The organism is Vibrio sp. 10N.286.48.B8, assembly GCF_003050085.1.
GTDB lineage: Bacteria > Pseudomonadota > Gammaproteobacteria > Enterobacterales > Vibrionaceae > Vibrio > Vibrio crassostreae.
Genome location: NZ_PIGD01000007.1, coordinates 22,359 through 38,275 on the forward strand (window position 1 = coordinate 22,359; position 15,917 = coordinate 38,275).

The window sequence follows — 15,917 nt, forward strand, 5'->3', positions numbered from 1 at the left end:
CATGCGTAAACTTGTAGTTGCAATCCTAGTGTCATCTTTGGTCGGCTGTTCGATGGGGCATAGAGATCCTGTTGAGATTAAAGAATCTTTAAACGAATCAATTAATGAAGCCAATAGCAGAGCGCTTCATGAGCTGCCTTCGTCGGTACAAGATGACCTTATGCCTCAGCTTAGTTCTGACTCTATGTCTCCGGGGATGGAAACGGTTAAGCGTTTTCGTATTCAGGCAAAAGGTGTTGAAGCGAGAACCTTTTTTGCAAGCTTAGTGAAAGGTACTGAGTATAGTGCTGCTATTCATCCAAGTGTTTCTGGAAAGCTCACTTTTAATTTAACCGATGTGACGTTAGATGAAGTGCTGGCTGTTGCTCAGGACATGTATGGCTACGATATTGAAAAGCGTGGAAAAGTCATTCAGGTTTACCCTGCAGGTTTACGTACAGTAACGATTCCTGTTGATTACTTACAAGTTAAACGTTCTGGTCGCTCATTAACGACGATCACGACAGGGACTATCACGACTTCTGATTCAAACTCGTCGAGCTCTTCCAGTTCCAATTCAAATTCGTCGAATTCATCCAACTCTTCTAACTCATCAAACTCGACATCGAACGGTGGTACAGAGATTGAAACGACCTCTGAAAGTGACTTTTGGCCACAACTTGAAGCCGCCGTTGCTCACTTAATTGGTTCTGGTGATGGACAGAGCGTCGTTGTTACCCCGCAAGCCAGTGTGATTACTGTGCGTGCTTATCCTGATGAAATCCGTGAAGTTCGTGAGTTCTTAGGCATTTCTCAGAAGCGCTTACAACGCCAAGTGATCTTGGAAGCAAAGATCATGGAAGTGACTTTGAGTGATGGCTACCAGCAGGGTATTAACTGGACCAAGATGTTCTCGTCAAATGGTACTAACTACACAATTGGCATGGGCTCTATTGTTAAAGATGCAGCCGGTACGATAATCCCAGGTACATTGCCAGGGATGGACCCAATTGGTGCAGCTTTAGGTGGTCAATCTAACCTAGTTGTTTCTGGTGGTAGCTTTGAAGCAGTATTAAGTTTCATGGATACACAGGGAGATTTGAACGTGCTGTCTAGCCCTCGAGTGACAGCTGCGAATAACCAAAAAGCGGTTATTAAAGTCGGTACTGATGAATATTATGTAACTGATTTATCAAGTGCGGTTGGTAGTGGCGATAACGCGAATGTCGCTCCTGAGGTTGAATTAACCCCGTTTTTCTCTGGTATCTCTTTGGACGTGACACCTCAGATCGATGATAAAGGCAGTGTGTTTTTACATGTCCACCCGGCAGTTATTGAGGTGGATGAAGAAGTCAAAGAGCTTAACTTGGGTTCAACAACGGGGGTCGTGACGCTTCCTTTGGCAAAAAGCTCCATTCGTGAGTCTGACTCAGTGATTCGTGCTCAAGATGGTGATGTTGTGGTTATTGGTGGCTTGATGAAATCAAATACCAGCGATGTAACCTCTAAAGTTCCATTCCTTGGTGATATTCCAGCCCTCGGCCATTTATTCCGTAATACCAGTCAGTTGACGCAAAAAACTGAGCTTGTGATCTTGCTTAAACCGACAATCGTCGGTGTGAACACATGGCAAACAGAGTTAGAGCGTTCTCGAGATCTGCTTCAACAGTGGTTCCCAGATGATGAAGAGTAGTTACTTACTTTTTCAATGTAGATTGGCAGTATCTAACTAAGCTAGGTTACTTATGTATCAAGCTCATTTTGGTTTTGAACAACTGCCATTTACCTTAACGCCGAATACCGATTTTTTTTATGGTTTAGCGCCTCACTTTGAAGCGATTCAGACGGTAATATCGGCGTTAGAAATGGGCGAGGGCGTGATTAAGGTCACCGGAGAGGTCGGTACTGGAAAAACCATGGTTTGCCGGATGCTGGTCAATCACCTAAATGATTGCACAGCTCTAATTTACCTGCCAAATCCTGTGCTCTCAGGTGCAGACTTACGCCAAGCCGTTGCTAAAGAGCTCGGTTTGACTATCGACAGTGAAGCAACCTTGGTTGACAACATTCAGCATAAGCTCATTGAATTGCACAATTCGGGTTTAAGAGTGGTGGCAATTCTTGATGAAGCTCAGGCTCTATCGGATGAAGCTCTCGAAACACTAAGGCTGTTTGGCAACCTTGAAACAGAAGATAAGAAGCTGCTGCAGATTGTTTTATTGGGGCAGCCTGAGCTGGATGCTCGACTAGAGGCTTACCATCTCAGACAGTTTCGCCAAAGAATCACGTTTAGCTCAACTTTGAGGCCGCTGACTCTCGATGAAACGGTGGCGTATATTGATAACCGGATCGCTAAATCTGGTGGTAATCCTGAGTTGTTCAGTTTGAATCAAAAAAAGGCGATTTGTCGATCGTCGTTAGGTATCCCTAGATTGATCAATCAACTTTGTCATAAGGCTCTATTGCTTTCGTTCAGTGAAGATAAGAAAAGTATCGACAACCAGCATCTGTTTTCCGCTATGCATGAAACATACGATGTGTGTAAGCCTAAATTTAAAACGCCAATACTGTGGGGTTGGAATTAATTATGAGCGTCATTAACAACGCCTTGTCTGAATTGGCAAAGAAAAAATCAGCGACTTCGATTGAAGCGGCAGTCGTACCTAAAGTAAAAACACGTTCCCCATTGGTTTGGGTCACAGCAGGTTTTACTCTGAGTTTAGCAATGGGCGGTTGGGCGATATCGCAAGGTCCAGTGATTGAGCAGCCTATTGTTGAACAGTCAATCTCAACTCGAGATCTACAGGTTCAGGTTTCTGTCGTTGATGATTCAAATGGTATTCAGGAAGCAGTTCAACCTATCTCATCACCAACTACGAAATTGGTGACACTAGACACTGCCAGCTTTTCAACAGAAAACACTGCGATGGTAAAAAGCGTTCAAGCTAAGCCAGTCGTATCTGAACCGGTTGCAGCGTCTATCCCACAGCCGACAAAACAGCAAGCATCAACGAAATCTCTAAGCGCGCCTCAAACGACTAAGACTGAAATTCCTCAGCCGACTTATGTTGCTAATGTGGCAAAAACAGATTCAGCCTCAGCCTCTATCTCTAATGGGTCAGTAACTTCTGGTGGTTCAGGAAATAACGGAATGTTGATCGAACAGGTTGAGTTAACACCTGCGCAGTTATCTGTGAATGCACAAGGGCGTGCTCAAAAAGCGCTTGATGCGAATGATCTTACTGGTGCTCTGAAAGGCTACACTGAAGCTCTACGTTATACGCCACGAAATGAAGATGTTCGTCAGAAACTCGCGATTCTCTATTTTGGTAAGGGTGATACACGTAAAGCGTACGAGCTGTTTCAGTCAGGGATTAAGCTTAATATTAACAGCGAAAAGCTACGCTTGGGCCTATCTAAGCTTTTGGTTAAAGCAAACCAAGCAGAAGCGGCTTTAAGTCCATTAATACATTTACCGCCGAACCCTACACAAGATTATCTAGCTATGCGTGCAGCATTGAGTCAAAAGTCTCAGCAAGAAGAAGTGGCCTTGGAAAGTTACCAAAAGTTGGTTGAGATTGATTCAGATAATGCTCGCTGGTGGTTAGGCTTAGCGATCCAGCAAGAACGTCAGCTCGATTTCGTAGCAGCTAAAGCGTCATACCAAGGTGCGTTAACCAGAGTAGGTATCTCATCTCAATCACAAAGCTTTGTGCGTGACAGGTTAAAAATACTCAATGCTTTAGAGGAGAGCGGCGATGCAAATTAGATTAAGAAAAAGGCTTGGTGATTTGCTTGTCGAAGAGGGCATTATCACGGAGACTCAAGTTGAGCAAGCACTGGCTGCTCAGAAAAGCACCGGTCGTAAGCTGGGTGATGCACTGATTGAACTTGGCTTCTTGTCAGAGCAACAGATGTTGAGTTTCTTGTCGCAGCAGTTAGCGATTCCTCTTATTGATCTAAGCCGAGCTGTTGTCGATGTCGAAGCGGTACAGCTTTTACCGGAAGTACATGCTCGTCGCCTTCGTGCATTGGTGATTGGACGCCAAGGTGACACTTTGCGTGTTGCAATGAGCGACCCTGCCGACCTGTTTGCCCAAGAATCTTTGCTTGGTCAGTTAGGAGATTACGCACTTGAATTCGTTGTCGCTCCAGAGAGGCAATTAGTTGATGGCTTCGATCGCTATTACCGAAGAACTAAAGAGATCGCCTCATTTGCTGAGCAGCTTCACGCTGAACACCAAGTTAATGATGCCTTTGATTTCGATATCGCTGAAGAAGACAGTGACGAAGTTACAGTAGTAAAGCTAATTAACTCGTTATTTGAAGATGCAATCCAAGTCGGCGCTTCTGATATCCATATAGAGCCAGACTCAAACGTACTGCGTCTTCGTCAGCGTATTGATGGTGTGCTGCATGAAACATTGCTGAACGAAGTGAACATTGCTTCTGCACTTGTACTGCGCTTAAAGCTGATGGCAAACCTCGATATCTCAGAAAAACGTCTTCCTCAAGATGGTCGCTTTAATATCCGTGCTAAAGGTCAGTCGGTTGATATTCGTATGTCGACCATGCCAGTACAGCACGGTGAGTCTGTCGTGATGCGTCTGCTTAACCAATCTGCAGGACTACGTAAACTTGAAGCATCGGGTATACCGAGCGATCTGTTGGTTCGTCTTCGTCAACAGCTGCGCCGCCCGCACGGTATGATCTTGGTTACTGGGCCGACAGGTTCGGGTAAAACCACAACCCTGTATGGGGCATTAAGTGAGCTCAACGAACCGGGTAAAAAGATCATTACCGCGGAAGATCCGGTGGAATACCGTCTTCCTCGTGTGAACCAAGTTCAGGTAAACCCTAAGATCAATCTCGACTTCTCTACAGTCCTAAGAACCTTCTTGCGTCAGGATCCCGATATCATTCTTATTGGTGAGATGCGTGACCACGAAACGGTTGAGATTGGCTTGAGAGCCGCGCTGACTGGCCACTTAGTATTAAGCACCCTCCATACCAATGATGCGGTAGACAGTGCACTGCGCATGATGGATATGGGAGCACCAGGTTACTTGGTCGCGAGCGCTGTTCGAGCGGTCGTTGCACAGCGATTGGTTCGCAAAGTTTGTACCGATTGTAAGGTTGAGGATGAGTTAGATGAACCTCGTAAGCAATGGCTGAGCGTTCGTTTCCCTAACCAAGTGGGTGTGCCGTTTATGAAAGGCCGTGGCTGTCAGAACTGTAATTTAACCGGTTACCGTGGGCGTATTGGTGTATTTGAAATGTTGGAGCTAGAACAAAACATGATGGATGCACTAAGAGCGAATGATGCAGTTGGTTTTGCTCAAACGGCGAGACAGTCTGAAAACTACAAACCGTTATTGGCTTCTGCGATGGAACTGGCTCTGCAAGGTGTTGTGAGTCTCGATGAGATCATGCATCTTGGCGAAGGTGATGCTTCTGGTGCCACCGACCCAATTTATCTTTAGGGGTAGAGTGATATGCCAATGTATCGTTATGTAGGTCGCAGCTCTGATGGTAGCCAAGTGAGTGGTCAATTGGATGCGAATAACGAAGATCTCGCAGCTGAAAGCTTGATGAGCAAGGGGATCATTCCAACCTCTATCAAGCTAGGTAAAAGTGGTGGTTCAGTCTTAGATATGGATGTATCGAGCCTGTTCTCTCCGAGTGTACCATTAGAGGTGTTGGTTCTGTTTTGCCGACAGTTATACAGCTTAACCAAAGCGGGTGTACCACTTTTAAGGTCGATGAAAGGCCTTACTCAAAACTGTGAAAATAAGCAGTTGAAGGCTGCTCTCGAAGAAGTGGTTGCTGAGCTAACTAATGGCCGCGGATTAGCAGCATCGATGCAGATGCATCCCAAGGTATTTAGCCCATTGTTTGTGTCTATGATTGGGGTTGGTGAAAACACGGGTCGTTTAGATCAGGCTCTTCTGCAGTTGGCCGGGTACTATGAGCAGGAAGTTGAGACTCGCAAGCGAATCAAGACCGCGATGCGTTATCCAACGTTCGTGATTAGCTTTATTTTGATTGCGATGTTCATTCTTAACATCAAGGTGATTCCGCAGTTCTCTAGCATGTTTGCGCGCTTTGGCGTCGACTTGCCGCTACCGACTCGTATCTTGATTGGTATGTCGGAATTCTTTGTGAATTACTGGGGCTTAATGCTTGGCGTGATCTTTGGCCTTATTTTTGCGTTTAAAGCCTGGGTTAAAACAGACAAAGGCTTGGAGAAGTGGGATCGATTACGCTTAAAAATGCCGGTTATTGGCGGGGTAGTAAATAGAGCACTATTGTCACGCTTCTCACGTACGTTTGCTTTGATGCTAAAAGCGGGCGTGCCACTAAACCAATCGTTAGCTTTATCCGCTGAAGCTTTGGATAACCGTTTTCTAGAGTTGCGAGTTCAAGCCATGAAATCGGCTATTGAAGCGGGTAGTACGGTGTCATCTACTGCTATCAACAGCGAAATTTTCACACCGCTGGTGATACAAATGATTTCAGTTGGTGAAGAGACGGGTCGTATTGATGAGTTGCTGCTTGAAGTGGCTGATTTTTATGATCGCGAGGTCGATTACGATCTGAAAACTTTAACCGCCAGAATTGAGCCCATTTTGTTAACCATCGTTGCGGGCATGGTGCTGATTTTAGCACTAGGTATATTCTTGCCGATGTGGGGAATGTTGGATGCAATCAAAGGCTAGGGAATGCTAAATAACCTACAACGCTCACGTTTTGTTATTTGGACTGTGGTTATTCTTTTTCTTATTGTCGGTGTGCTTTCGGCATTTAAAACGGTAGAAGAAGAAGCGACTAATACGGCATTTATTGTGGCGAGCAAGCGGATTTTAGAACAAGCCAATTTGTTCAAACAGCAGTATTTGTTATCAGGCTCCGAGCAAAACAATGATCCGGAGCACCCCAAAAGTTATAGTCGAACAGGCTGGTTAAAACCGATTCAAGGTACGGAGCGAGACTGTAATTATTGGCTGGATCAATTGTATCCCCAAGGGAGCATTTTAGGGCTAAGATCTCCAAGTGTTGAAGATAAAAGTGATAACATACTGTTTCACTGCAGTTATCATTATACTGATAAGTATCAGTTAGATATATTGCTCGAAAAAGAAAGGTTTAGTGTAAAAGCCAATATTTTGGCTTTGTGAAAATATTGACAGTTTTTGTATGGTTTTATACGTGCGCGAATGTATAATGCGCGTTAATAATTAGATGAGTAGGTAGAAAATGCTTAAGAATCAAAAGGGTTTCTCCCTTGTCGAATTAGTGATAGTGATCGTGGTCGTTGGTTTATTGGCGGTTGCTGCATTACCTCGTTTTCTCGATGTAACTGATGAAGCCAAGAAATCAAGCATTGAAGGTGTCGCTGGTGGTTTTGCGACCGCTGTTTTGTCGGCAAGAGCACAGTGGGAAGCAGAAGCAAGACCGTCAGAGAAGATTGGTGTTGAGACATACAATACTGTAAATTATGATGGTGTTGATTTTTGGTTAACAAGATCAAAGAACAGTAGCAACGTCGATACTGACTTTCGAGATGGCTATCCGTGGACTCTGAACAATAATTCGAGCACCGCGCCACAAGATATTTCAGATGAAACATGTTCTGAACTGATGGAAAACTTGCTGCAAAATCCACCTAAAGTAGGTGCAGTGGCAGATGTCGCTAACGACTCAAATTACAAATATTCAGCGCAAGCGAATTCAGGTGATGCAACCTGTACTTACGTTCAATTAGAAGGTAGTACAGAGCATGAATTTGTTTACGAAATTAAAACTGGTCGTGTGACCGTAACTTTGCAGTAAGTCTGCGTAAAATTAAACATAGAGAGAGCTTAACTATGAAAAGACAAGGCGGTTTCACCCTAATCGAACTAGTGGTTGTAATTGTTATTCTAGGTATTCTTGCTGTAACTGCGGCACCACGTTTCCTAAACCTGCAAGGCGATGCTCGCGCTTCATCTTTGCAAGGCTTAAAAGGTGCCATGTCTGGTGCTGCAGGTATTGTTTATGGTAAAGCAGCAATTGAAGGTGTTGAAACCGCAGTATCTGGTTCTGTAGACGGTATAGCTGTTGCTTATGGTTACCCTGACGCTACTTTAGCTGGTATTGGCTTAGCTGTTGAAGGTTTAACGGCAGATTGGACTAATGATGTTTCAGGTGCAACGTTTGTATCTACATTCAAAGCCGATACTGTTACTGATGCCGCGTCTATTGTAGCAACCAATTGTTATGTTCAATATAATCAAGCGACTAGTACAGCTGTTGGAACAACAGCTTCCGCAGCTGTTGTTGATACTGGCTGTTAATTAAAGCAACAAATAAAAAAGGTCAGCATTGCTGACCTTTTTTCTATCCATAACACACAAATGTCATAACTATTCAGATACATAAGTTCATCAGTTTCGTTATCTTCTATAATCAATACTTGTTAGGTAGTCAGAGGATTATTATGTATAACAGTCGGATATCTAAAGGTTTTACTCTGGTAGAGCTGATCGTTGTTATCATTATTCTTGCTATCGTATCAATTACAGCTGCATCTCGTATGTCAGGCCGAAGTAGTTTTGAACTATTCGCTTTGCAAGATCAAGCCATCTCAGTTGTGAGGCAAGTTCAGTTGAATCGAATGCAATCTAACATGGATATGTCTGTGTCAGGTGCTGAAAGCTTACGTTTAGTGGCTGTGAACAATTGTATCGGTTCGCAATCTGCTTGTGACAACACATCTGCAACAAGAAGTGATGTTATTGCTAGTGATGATTATAGTTTCTCGTCTGTACCGACCTCTAGCTACACTTCTCCAATCGAATTCAACCTTTTAGGTAACCCTGAAAATACCGCCTCATCTGGTGTTCAAATTACCATCTCATCCAATAATAGTTCAGACAAGGCTTGGGTTTGTATCAATTCTCAAGGTTTTGTTTATCCAAGTAATCAGGTATGCCCATGAAGTACGTAAATAGTGGCTTTACGCTTATCGAGTCGATCATTGTTATTGTACTACTTGGTTTTGCAATGCTCGCATTTTCTACTTTTCTTGCACCACAATCCGCGCTTTCAGGGCAAGTGAATTATTCCAACCGAGCTTCAGCATTAGGTCAAAGTATTATGACTGATCTTTTAGCTCGAGATTACGGCTCGGTGAGCTCTGGTACTCCAATTGAAATCGGTAGCACTTATACTAATTTTGATGTGGACTTGGTTGTTGCCAACGATACACCAACTGCTTCGATGCAGAAATTTACGTTAACAATCACCGCAAGCAATAATCCTCCTATCACCTTAGTTTCTTACAGAGGGGAGTATTGATGAAGGGGAAAGGGTTTACGCTTATAGAGATGATTTTAGCTATTGTCATCTCAAGTATCGTCTTGCTTGGTGTCGCGAATTTTACTGAGCTTGGTATGAGAGGCTATTTTGGCTCTGTAGAACGCTTTCGACTGCAAACTGAAGCCAGGTTTGTATTGGAAAAGCTTTCTCGTGAAGTAAGGCATGCTGTTCCTAACTTGTTCCCTGCTTCTGTAAGTAGCGGTTGCGTATCATTTTATCCAATTGTTGACTCGGGTTTTTACGCTATATCAGGGGCAGACATTAATTTTCTAGTTAGTGACAGTGGAGCGACAAGCAGCTCATTACAATCTATGTCATTGGTTATAAACCCGACTAGGCCACATACGGATATCAACAACCTAAATAATATATACCCCCTTGATAGTGTGGTTCCTCCGAGCGCGTCCGCTGCCTATTTTTCTATTCCAAACGGAGCTAACACTCTTGTCAGTGAATCTGTAGGTAAAAGGCACTACATTTTTGACTCAAATAACCTTGTGGAGTATTGCCTTGCGAATAGTAATTTACTAACTCGTAATGGTGTCACAATAAGCGATCGAGTTATGAGTGAGAATAGTACTCTGAGTTATCAACCTGCGGATGTTCAGAGTAATGGTGTTGTTGAGTTGACTCTCGAGTTTGCAGAAAATAATGAGTCCACAGTGTTTGAGCAAGATATACAGGTGATTAATGTCCCGTAAAGCAAGCCAAAGAGGTAGTGCGCTAGTCATGGTCATCTTTGTTATCGTGGTGCTTGGTTTCTTAGCGACAAGTTTGAGTCGAACTAGTTGGTCAGATAATGATTCAAACACTCGAGTTGTACTTGGTACACAAGCTTGGTTACTCAGTCATTCTGTTAATGAGTATGTTATGACTCAGTTTTATCCGGATCCTGATCCTCAGGCTTCTTCTGCTGTTGCTAGTGTTTGTAGCAGTAACGATCTTCAGCCTGGTGGTGGGATCTTTACGGTAGCAAGCTCTATGGTTGATACGGCTTCGGTGAATTGCTCTCTTGAGCGAGTGCAGTGTTCCAATCGAGGAGAGCTTGATGGCTTTGTTTTCTATGTTCTAGAGTCTTCGGTAATTTGCGGTTCCGGTGTGAATAAAGTGCAGCGTAATCAAGAGCTTTGGGTGAAGGAGTAAATCATAATGGAAGTATGTAAATATATTTTAGTTGCTTATTTTACTCTATTTCCTTTATTCGTTTCGGCGTCGACTTGTAACGTAAATCCTAGTGGCGAATTTAAAATATCATTTGATATAACGTCTGCTCAGTTGCTTGAGTCAGTTACTGCAGAAAAAGAACCAGGAAACAATAATACGGAATATGTAATCTGGACTAATGATACCAGTGTACAAAATGTTGGTGATACTCCTTATATTCGGGACCCTAGCTATATGATGATGGGCGGGGATTATAGTGTCGAGATTATTTATCAACCGGGAGTTGGGGGGAATGCTGGAACTGCCGATTACTATGTTGATGATGGGCAGGGTTTTACTTTTTTAGGTAATTACGAAGCAGACTTCAAAGGTATTCATCCTCAAAGCGTAAATATAGATGGTGGAAACTCTTCAAATTTAGAATGTGATAGTTCAGATACTACCCCTCCACCTCTTTATTCAAGAGACGCTAAATTTCAATTTGGTGTCGTACAATGTACAGGCTCAGAATGTAAGATTCCGTTGAACAAATCTTTTACGAATACGCCACTTTTGTTCGTGATGCCTACTATTGCTTCTAATAATCCTGACTTAGATGCCCCTGCATCGTTAATGGTTACTAATGTAACTAAAACGGAAGCCACTATCGAGCAGGTAAAAGCGCCTAAAAACGGTTGGGGACCTGATTTAAACAGCCAACCAATGACAGAGGTAAGCTACCTTGCCATTGAACCCGGTGTTGCTGATTTTAATGGACATCAAGTAATTGCGGGTTACATAGAGACAGATGAAGCAAGTGCAAAGTTTGGTTCAAACGATAATGATAGAGTTCTCTACAGTGATTTTGGTGGAGGTACATTTTCTTCAAACCCAGTCGTGTTACATCAGATCCAAACTCGGAACAACAGTCCTAAATGGATGACATCTGGAAAGGTAAAAAGAACTAATGAGCGATCTTATGTCGATCTATTTTTAGAGCTTAGTGCCTCTCACAACAGTAATCTCGACTATGAAGATGAAAAAATAGCCTTTTTAGCGACATTGCCGACTAACTCTAACCTTGAGGTTGATGGGTATAAGGTTCAGTTTGCAAGAGGGTATGATACACCTAGTCAAAATGGTAATGATCCAATGTTAGATGGTTGTGAAGATAAATATGCCACAACCTCTCTCACTAATATTGACGGGATCATAGCTAATAAACAAGAGAGGGCTGGTGGACACGGAGGTTGGTTACGTCGATGTAACATTAACACGAACCAAGTTAGCTTTGTTGTTGATGAGGACTTTAGAGACCGCACGCATATACCTGAAGAGGTTGGTTACTTTGCTTTTGAAATGGAAGATGTTCCATTAGATATATGTGATGTTGCTCCATATGTGGTTCAGTCTTGGGGGGATAATAGTAGCTTATTATGGACTTCAAATACGGCCTCGATTCAGATTGAAGGTACCTACCAGTCTAGTGGGCAAGTAGGCATATGGGTTGACCCGACAAACCCAACCGTTAACCCAAAGACACAATGTGATGGCAAGGAGTGTGTAGAGAACTCATCGCTATATATAACTGAGCCTAATATTGTCGATCTAGATTTACCAACAGGTCAAAATGTGGATGCCGGTTGGCAAGAAATCAACTTGGTTAGCGGTAAGTATAATACAGTATCCGCTGGAGGTTCAGGTACGATTAACTTGACTGGGGATACCTATTATATTGAGCATTTGATTGTAGGTGCTAGTGGTAAAATAATATTATCTCAAGATACTAAAATCTATGTGAATAGTTTTGAATTGTCGGGGACTGGGCAGGTCATCAATAACGATTTTAAACTATCTATATGGGCTGAAAATTATAAAGGTCATAATGCGTTAGTCCAAGTAGAAAGGAATTTGAATGCGCTTATTTTTAGTCGTGATAAAGTCCTTGTTACTGGTGGTAACGGCCTTATAAATGGTCGAGTAACTGCGAAAAATATAGAATTACGACCTGATGGGAAAATTATTGATAATGGCCAGTTTTGTCCTGTGCAACCATCAGATTATCAATTGGATTTGACGCCTAACAAAGACTTCTCTCTATTGTGTGAAACTCCACAAGTGACGGTCACCATAACTGATTCTCAAGGGAATCCAGCCACTGAGCAAGTTGAAGTTTATATTACGACACCTACCGGCATAACCGTTGATAGTGTTATTGAGGGACGCCATAACGGTGGCAACTCTTATTCGACAAATTTATCTGGGATATTAACACTCGGTTTGGATGCTGACTCAATTGGTACTTATAAAATTGAGGCTGAACTGGCGTCAGACTCCAATCAAAGTGACTCTGGCGACTTTTTAGTATCGCTATACAAGTTTGAAGCGAGCGATATATATGCTGTAGCCGGTCTGGCTGCGAGCTTTGACCTGAAAGCTTTGGCTTGTAAAGATGATACGGCAACACCTGTTTTAGGCTATCAAGGGGATAAAACTCTCAATGTCTCGGACTTTTCATTGGTGAACCCCACTTCTACCCAGGGAGCCGTTGATGGAAACTTATTGGTAAAAAGTAAGAGCGACTGGAGCGATACCTCGGTAGTCTTTGAATTTGACAGTTCCGCTCAAACTACTGGTTCAATTATTTACAGCGAAGCGGGTAAGGTTAGCTTCAAACTTTCCGATCCTACTTTTGAATGCCCTACAGGATATGATTGTGAAGATAATGACGGTGAAAGTTGGGATGCATTAGAAGGTGTCGTCGATGTCTATGTCAGACCTTGGAAATTTGCCATCTGCACGAGCAATAATTCTGATGGAAACAGTAGTGGTGGGAGTGCGTTTGCTGCTGCTGGGGAAGAGTTTGACGTGTTTGCTAAACCTATTCGGTTCACGAGTGATGCAAGTCAGCAATGTAATAATAGCTTGGTAACACAAAACTATTTGCTTTCTTCAGGTGCAGTAGGTGCAACTCATACATTAGATACACCTAGTAACAGTGGTGCAGTGTTAGGGAGTTTAGAGCCGACTAGTCAACTTACTCAATCTAGCTCAGATATAGTACTTGCTGATAACGGCTATAAATTTAAAAATCTAAAATACTCAGAAGCGGGTAGCTTTAACTTCATTGCGACAGAAACTGGGAGTTTCTACGGTTCAATTTTAGGTGGCTTCTCTGGCAGTAAATCAATTGGCCGCTTCTATCCGAAGTACTTCCTGCAAGAGAACCCTGAATGGAATGTCGCGAATCAAAACGACATTGCTTATTTGAGTCAACCTTACGACTCAAGCGTTCATCAAGTGTATCCAATGGCATCTGGTGAAAGCAGTGTTGGTAGCGCGCTTAATAACTATCAATTTTTCGCCTCGAGCCTACAAGCTAATTTTGGTGTTCTAGAGGATACAGCTGTCGATAATCGGTTCTTACTAGATACTGATGCTGGGTCTTGGTCTACAGAACGCAAGCACTGGTTGTTGAGTGATAGTGCCGCTGTTCTTGAGCGAGTTACGGATTCTGATGGGGTTAGCCGCAAGGATAATCCCTTTAATACATCGGATACTAACTCTACCGTTACTCATTTCGGTTTAACGGTAGGCGGTGCTGATCCTGTGTCATTTACGGACTCTGACCCTGTTACTGATTCGGCAGTATTCCCAGTTCAACCTCCGGCCCGCTATGGTCGAATGGCGCTCGATGATATTGGTGGCAATTCCGGTTCTACTTTAACGATTCCACTTCGTGCTGAGTTTTGGAATGGCAGTGAGTTTGTTGTTAACGAGGATGATGACCGTAGCACATTCAATGGGGCTAATTCTTGTAAACAAGTGATCTGGCATAGCGACGGTGCGACAACCACGTTAGCTTCGCTTAACGGCAATGACAGCGTAGATGATGGAGAGGAAGACGTAGCTGCGAACCAAAACACGCCTTCTGGTACAGATGCACCTCGTGAGCAAGTCCGCTTGTGGTTAAGAATGGATGACTCAAAACCAACCACTAAAACTAGTGAAAACTCTATTACTTGCTCAGGTAGCGATCAAGAGCAACCATGGTTGCGCTACAACTGGCGACAGTTAGGCGATGAAGATCCCTCTACCGTAGTCACATTCGGCATCTACCGCGGTAACGATCGAGTGATCTATCGAGGAGAAAGTGGCTTAACAGGTCAGTAATAATATAATTTTTGCCCCTTAAGTTAGGAATCTGTAAGAAATTACGGGTTTCAGTCCATGTTTGTACTTCAATGCCTTGCCGTAACAGCAAGGCATTGGTACATTTAGTGCAATTTTTGTCTTCTAATTCTTGCAGGATGAGCGAAGAATATGTTTAAAAAACTTCGTGGCATGTTTTCAAACGACCTATCGATTGATTTAGGTACAGCCAATACCCTTATTTATGTAAAAGGCCAAGGCATTGTTCTTGATGAGCCTTCAGTTGTAGCTATTCGCCAAGATCGTGCGGGTTCTGCAAAGAGTGTCGCTGCTGTTGGTCACGCTGCTAAGCAAATGCTTGGTCGTACGCCTGGTAACATCTCAGCGATCCGTCCAATGAAAGACGGTGTAATTGCCGACTTTTACGTAACGGAAAAAATGCTTCAGCACTTCATTAAACAAGTGCATGACAACAGTGTGCTTAAACCAAGCCCTCGCGTTTTGGTTTGTGTTCCTTGTGGTTCTACGCAAGTAGAGCGTCGTGCTATTCGTGAATCAGCATTAGGTGCTGGTGCTCGTGAGGTTTACCTAATCGATGAGCCAATGGCTGCAGCGATTGGTGCTGGCCTACGTGTCTCTGAACCAACAGGTTCAATGGTTGTTGATATCGGTGGTGGTACTACTGAAGTTGCGGTTATCTCACTGAATGGTGTGGTTTACTCGTCTTCTGTACGTATCGGCGGTGACCGTTTTGATGAAGCGATCATCAACTACGTTCGTCGTAACTACGGCAGCTTGATCGGTGAAGCGACGGCAGAGAAGATCAAACACGAAATCGGTTCAGCTTACCCTGGCGATGAAGTAGAAGAGATCGAAGTACGTGGTCGTAACCTTGCTGAAGGTGTGCCTCGTAGCTTTAGCTTAAACTCAAACGAAATCCTTGAAGCACTTCAAGAGCCTCTATCTGGCATCGTATCTGCAGTAATGGTTGCACTAGAGCAGTGTCCGCCAGAGCTAGCTTCTGATATCTCAGAAAACGGTATGGTACTAACAGGTGGTGGTGCACTGCTTAAAGACCTTGATCGTCTGTTAACAGAAGAAACAGGCATCCCTGTTGTTGTTGCAGAAGAGCCATTAACGTGTGTTGCTCTAGGTGGCGGTAAAGCTCTAGAGATGATCGACATGCACGGCGGCGATCTGTTCAGCGAAGAATAATATCTAGTGTTAGGCTCTTTTATTATCTAGTTTTATGTAAAGAGCCTAGGACCTTGTCTATAGGATCA

14 protein-coding genes are annotated in these 15,917 nt (G+C 43.4%); all 14 read left to right on the forward strand.

What is annotated here, in order from left to right; all coding sequences use genetic code 11:
- Position 1 precedes the first annotated feature (1 nt).
- The 14 genes from mshL to CWO08_RS10335 all read left to right on the forward strand — a co-directional run bounded on the left by mshL (position 2) and on the right by CWO08_RS10335 (position 15,849).
- Positions 2 to 1,672, forward strand: coding sequence for a pilus (MSHA type) biogenesis protein MshL (mshL, locus tag CWO08_RS10270; RefSeq protein WP_048657949.1), 1,671 nt, complete (start codon positions 2 to 4; stop codon positions 1,670 to 1,672).
- A gap of 52 nt (positions 1,673 to 1,724) precedes the next feature.
- On the forward strand, positions 1,725 to 2,564 hold the full coding sequence (locus CWO08_RS10275; RefSeq protein WP_055318979.1) for an ExeA family protein: 840 nt from the start codon (positions 1,725 to 1,727) through the stop codon (positions 2,562 to 2,564).
- Between the two features lie 2 nt (positions 2,565 to 2,566).
- Positions 2,567 to 3,748: a lipopolysaccharide assembly protein LapB gene (locus tag CWO08_RS10280; RefSeq protein ID WP_107898888.1), complete on the forward strand. Its 1,182-nt coding sequence runs from the start codon at positions 2,567 to 2,569 to the stop codon at positions 3,746 to 3,748.
- The gene (locus CWO08_RS10285; protein WP_048657952.1) at positions 3,738 to 5,462 is read left to right on the forward strand and encodes a GspE/PulE family protein; all 1,725 of its coding nucleotides are present in this window, start codon (positions 3,738 to 3,740) and stop codon (positions 5,460 to 5,462) included. Before CWO08_RS10280 ends, CWO08_RS10285 begins: the two co-directional genes overlap by 11 nt.
- Positions 5,463 to 5,474: 12 nt before the next feature.
- Entirely contained in the window at positions 5,475 to 6,698 is a 1,224-nt protein-coding gene (locus CWO08_RS10290; RefSeq protein ID WP_108020393.1) for a type II secretion system F family protein, read from the forward strand.
- 3 nt (positions 6,699 to 6,701) lie between these two features.
- Positions 6,702 to 7,157: an MSHA biogenesis protein MshF gene (locus tag CWO08_RS10295; RefSeq protein ID WP_102480901.1), complete on the forward strand. Its 456-nt coding sequence runs from the start codon at positions 6,702 to 6,704 to the stop codon at positions 7,155 to 7,157.
- A 79-nt stretch (positions 7,158 to 7,236) separates the two neighbouring features.
- On the forward strand, positions 7,237 to 7,812 hold the full coding sequence (locus CWO08_RS10300) for a prepilin-type N-terminal cleavage/methylation domain-containing protein (RefSeq protein WP_017062964.1): 576 nt from the start codon (positions 7,237 to 7,239) through the stop codon (positions 7,810 to 7,812).
- A gap of 35 nt (positions 7,813 to 7,847) precedes the next feature.
- Positions 7,848 to 8,315: a prepilin-type N-terminal cleavage/methylation domain-containing protein gene (locus CWO08_RS10305; protein WP_048662725.1), complete on the forward strand. Its 468-nt coding sequence runs from the start codon at positions 7,848 to 7,850 to the stop codon at positions 8,313 to 8,315.
- 143 nt (positions 8,316 to 8,458) lie between these two features.
- On the forward strand, positions 8,459 to 8,959 hold the full coding sequence (locus CWO08_RS10310; RefSeq protein ID WP_108020394.1) for a prepilin-type N-terminal cleavage/methylation domain-containing protein: 501 nt from the start codon (positions 8,459 to 8,461) through the stop codon (positions 8,957 to 8,959).
- A complete protein-coding gene (locus CWO08_RS10315) occupies positions 8,956 to 9,318 on the forward strand; it encodes a prepilin-type N-terminal cleavage/methylation domain-containing protein (RefSeq protein ID WP_108020395.1) in 363 nt (120 codons plus the stop codon). Before CWO08_RS10310 ends, CWO08_RS10315 begins: the two co-directional genes overlap by 4 nt.
- Positions 9,318 to 10,040, forward strand: a complete 723-nt coding sequence (locus CWO08_RS10320) for a PilW family protein (RefSeq protein WP_108020396.1) — start codon at positions 9,318 to 9,320, stop codon at positions 10,038 to 10,040. The genes CWO08_RS10315 and CWO08_RS10320 overlap by 1 nt, the downstream gene beginning before the upstream one ends.
- Positions 10,030 to 10,482: an MSHA biogenesis protein MshP gene (locus tag CWO08_RS10325; protein ID WP_108020397.1), complete on the forward strand. Its 453-nt coding sequence runs from the start codon at positions 10,030 to 10,032 to the stop codon at positions 10,480 to 10,482. Before CWO08_RS10320 ends, CWO08_RS10325 begins: the two co-directional genes overlap by 11 nt.
- Positions 10,483 to 10,488: 6 nt before the next feature.
- Positions 10,489 to 14,655, forward strand: a complete 4,167-nt coding sequence (locus CWO08_RS10330) for a DUF6701 domain-containing protein (RefSeq protein WP_108020398.1) — start codon at positions 10,489 to 10,491, stop codon at positions 14,653 to 14,655.
- A gap of 150 nt (positions 14,656 to 14,805) precedes the next feature.
- Positions 14,806 to 15,849, forward strand: coding sequence for a rod shape-determining protein (locus tag CWO08_RS10335; protein ID WP_017062957.1), 1,044 nt, complete (start codon positions 14,806 to 14,808; stop codon positions 15,847 to 15,849).
- Positions 15,850 to 15,917 lie beyond the last annotated feature (68 nt).

Excerpts from the sequence above, each read along its gene's own strand:
- mshL (WP_048657949.1), top strand. The coding sequence starts at position 2 with ATGCGTAAACTTGTAGTTGCAATCCTAGTGTCATCTTTGGTCGGCTGT.
- CWO08_RS10275 (WP_055318979.1), top strand. The coding sequence starts at position 1,725 with ATGTATCAAGCTCATTTTGGTTTTGAACAACTGCCATTTACCTTAACG.
- CWO08_RS10280 (WP_107898888.1), top strand. The coding sequence starts at position 2,567 with ATGAGCGTCATTAACAACGCCTTGTCTGAATTGGCAAAGAAAAAATCA.
- CWO08_RS10285 (WP_048657952.1), top strand. The coding sequence starts at position 3,738 with ATGCAAATTAGATTAAGAAAAAGGCTTGGTGATTTGCTTGTCGAAGAG.
- CWO08_RS10290 (WP_108020393.1), top strand. The coding sequence starts at position 5,475 with ATGCCAATGTATCGTTATGTAGGTCGCAGCTCTGATGGTAGCCAAGTG.
- CWO08_RS10295 (WP_102480901.1), top strand. The coding sequence starts at position 6,702 with ATGCTAAATAACCTACAACGCTCACGTTTTGTTATTTGGACTGTGGTT.
- CWO08_RS10300 (WP_017062964.1), top strand. The coding sequence starts at position 7,237 with ATGCTTAAGAATCAAAAGGGTTTCTCCCTTGTCGAATTAGTGATAGTG.
- CWO08_RS10305 (WP_048662725.1), top strand. The coding sequence starts at position 7,848 with ATGAAAAGACAAGGCGGTTTCACCCTAATCGAACTAGTGGTTGTAATT.
- CWO08_RS10310 (WP_108020394.1), top strand. The coding sequence starts at position 8,459 with ATGTATAACAGTCGGATATCTAAAGGTTTTACTCTGGTAGAGCTGATC.
- CWO08_RS10315 (WP_108020395.1), top strand. The coding sequence starts at position 8,956 with ATGAAGTACGTAAATAGTGGCTTTACGCTTATCGAGTCGATCATTGTT.
- CWO08_RS10320 (WP_108020396.1), top strand. The coding sequence starts at position 9,318 with ATGAAGGGGAAAGGGTTTACGCTTATAGAGATGATTTTAGCTATTGTC.
- CWO08_RS10325 (WP_108020397.1), top strand. The coding sequence starts at position 10,030 with ATGTCCCGTAAAGCAAGCCAAAGAGGTAGTGCGCTAGTCATGGTCATC.
- CWO08_RS10330 (WP_108020398.1), top strand. The coding sequence starts at position 10,489 with ATGGAAGTATGTAAATATATTTTAGTTGCTTATTTTACTCTATTTCCT.
- CWO08_RS10335 (WP_017062957.1), top strand. The coding sequence starts at position 14,806 with ATGTTTAAAAAACTTCGTGGCATGTTTTCAAACGACCTATCGATTGAT.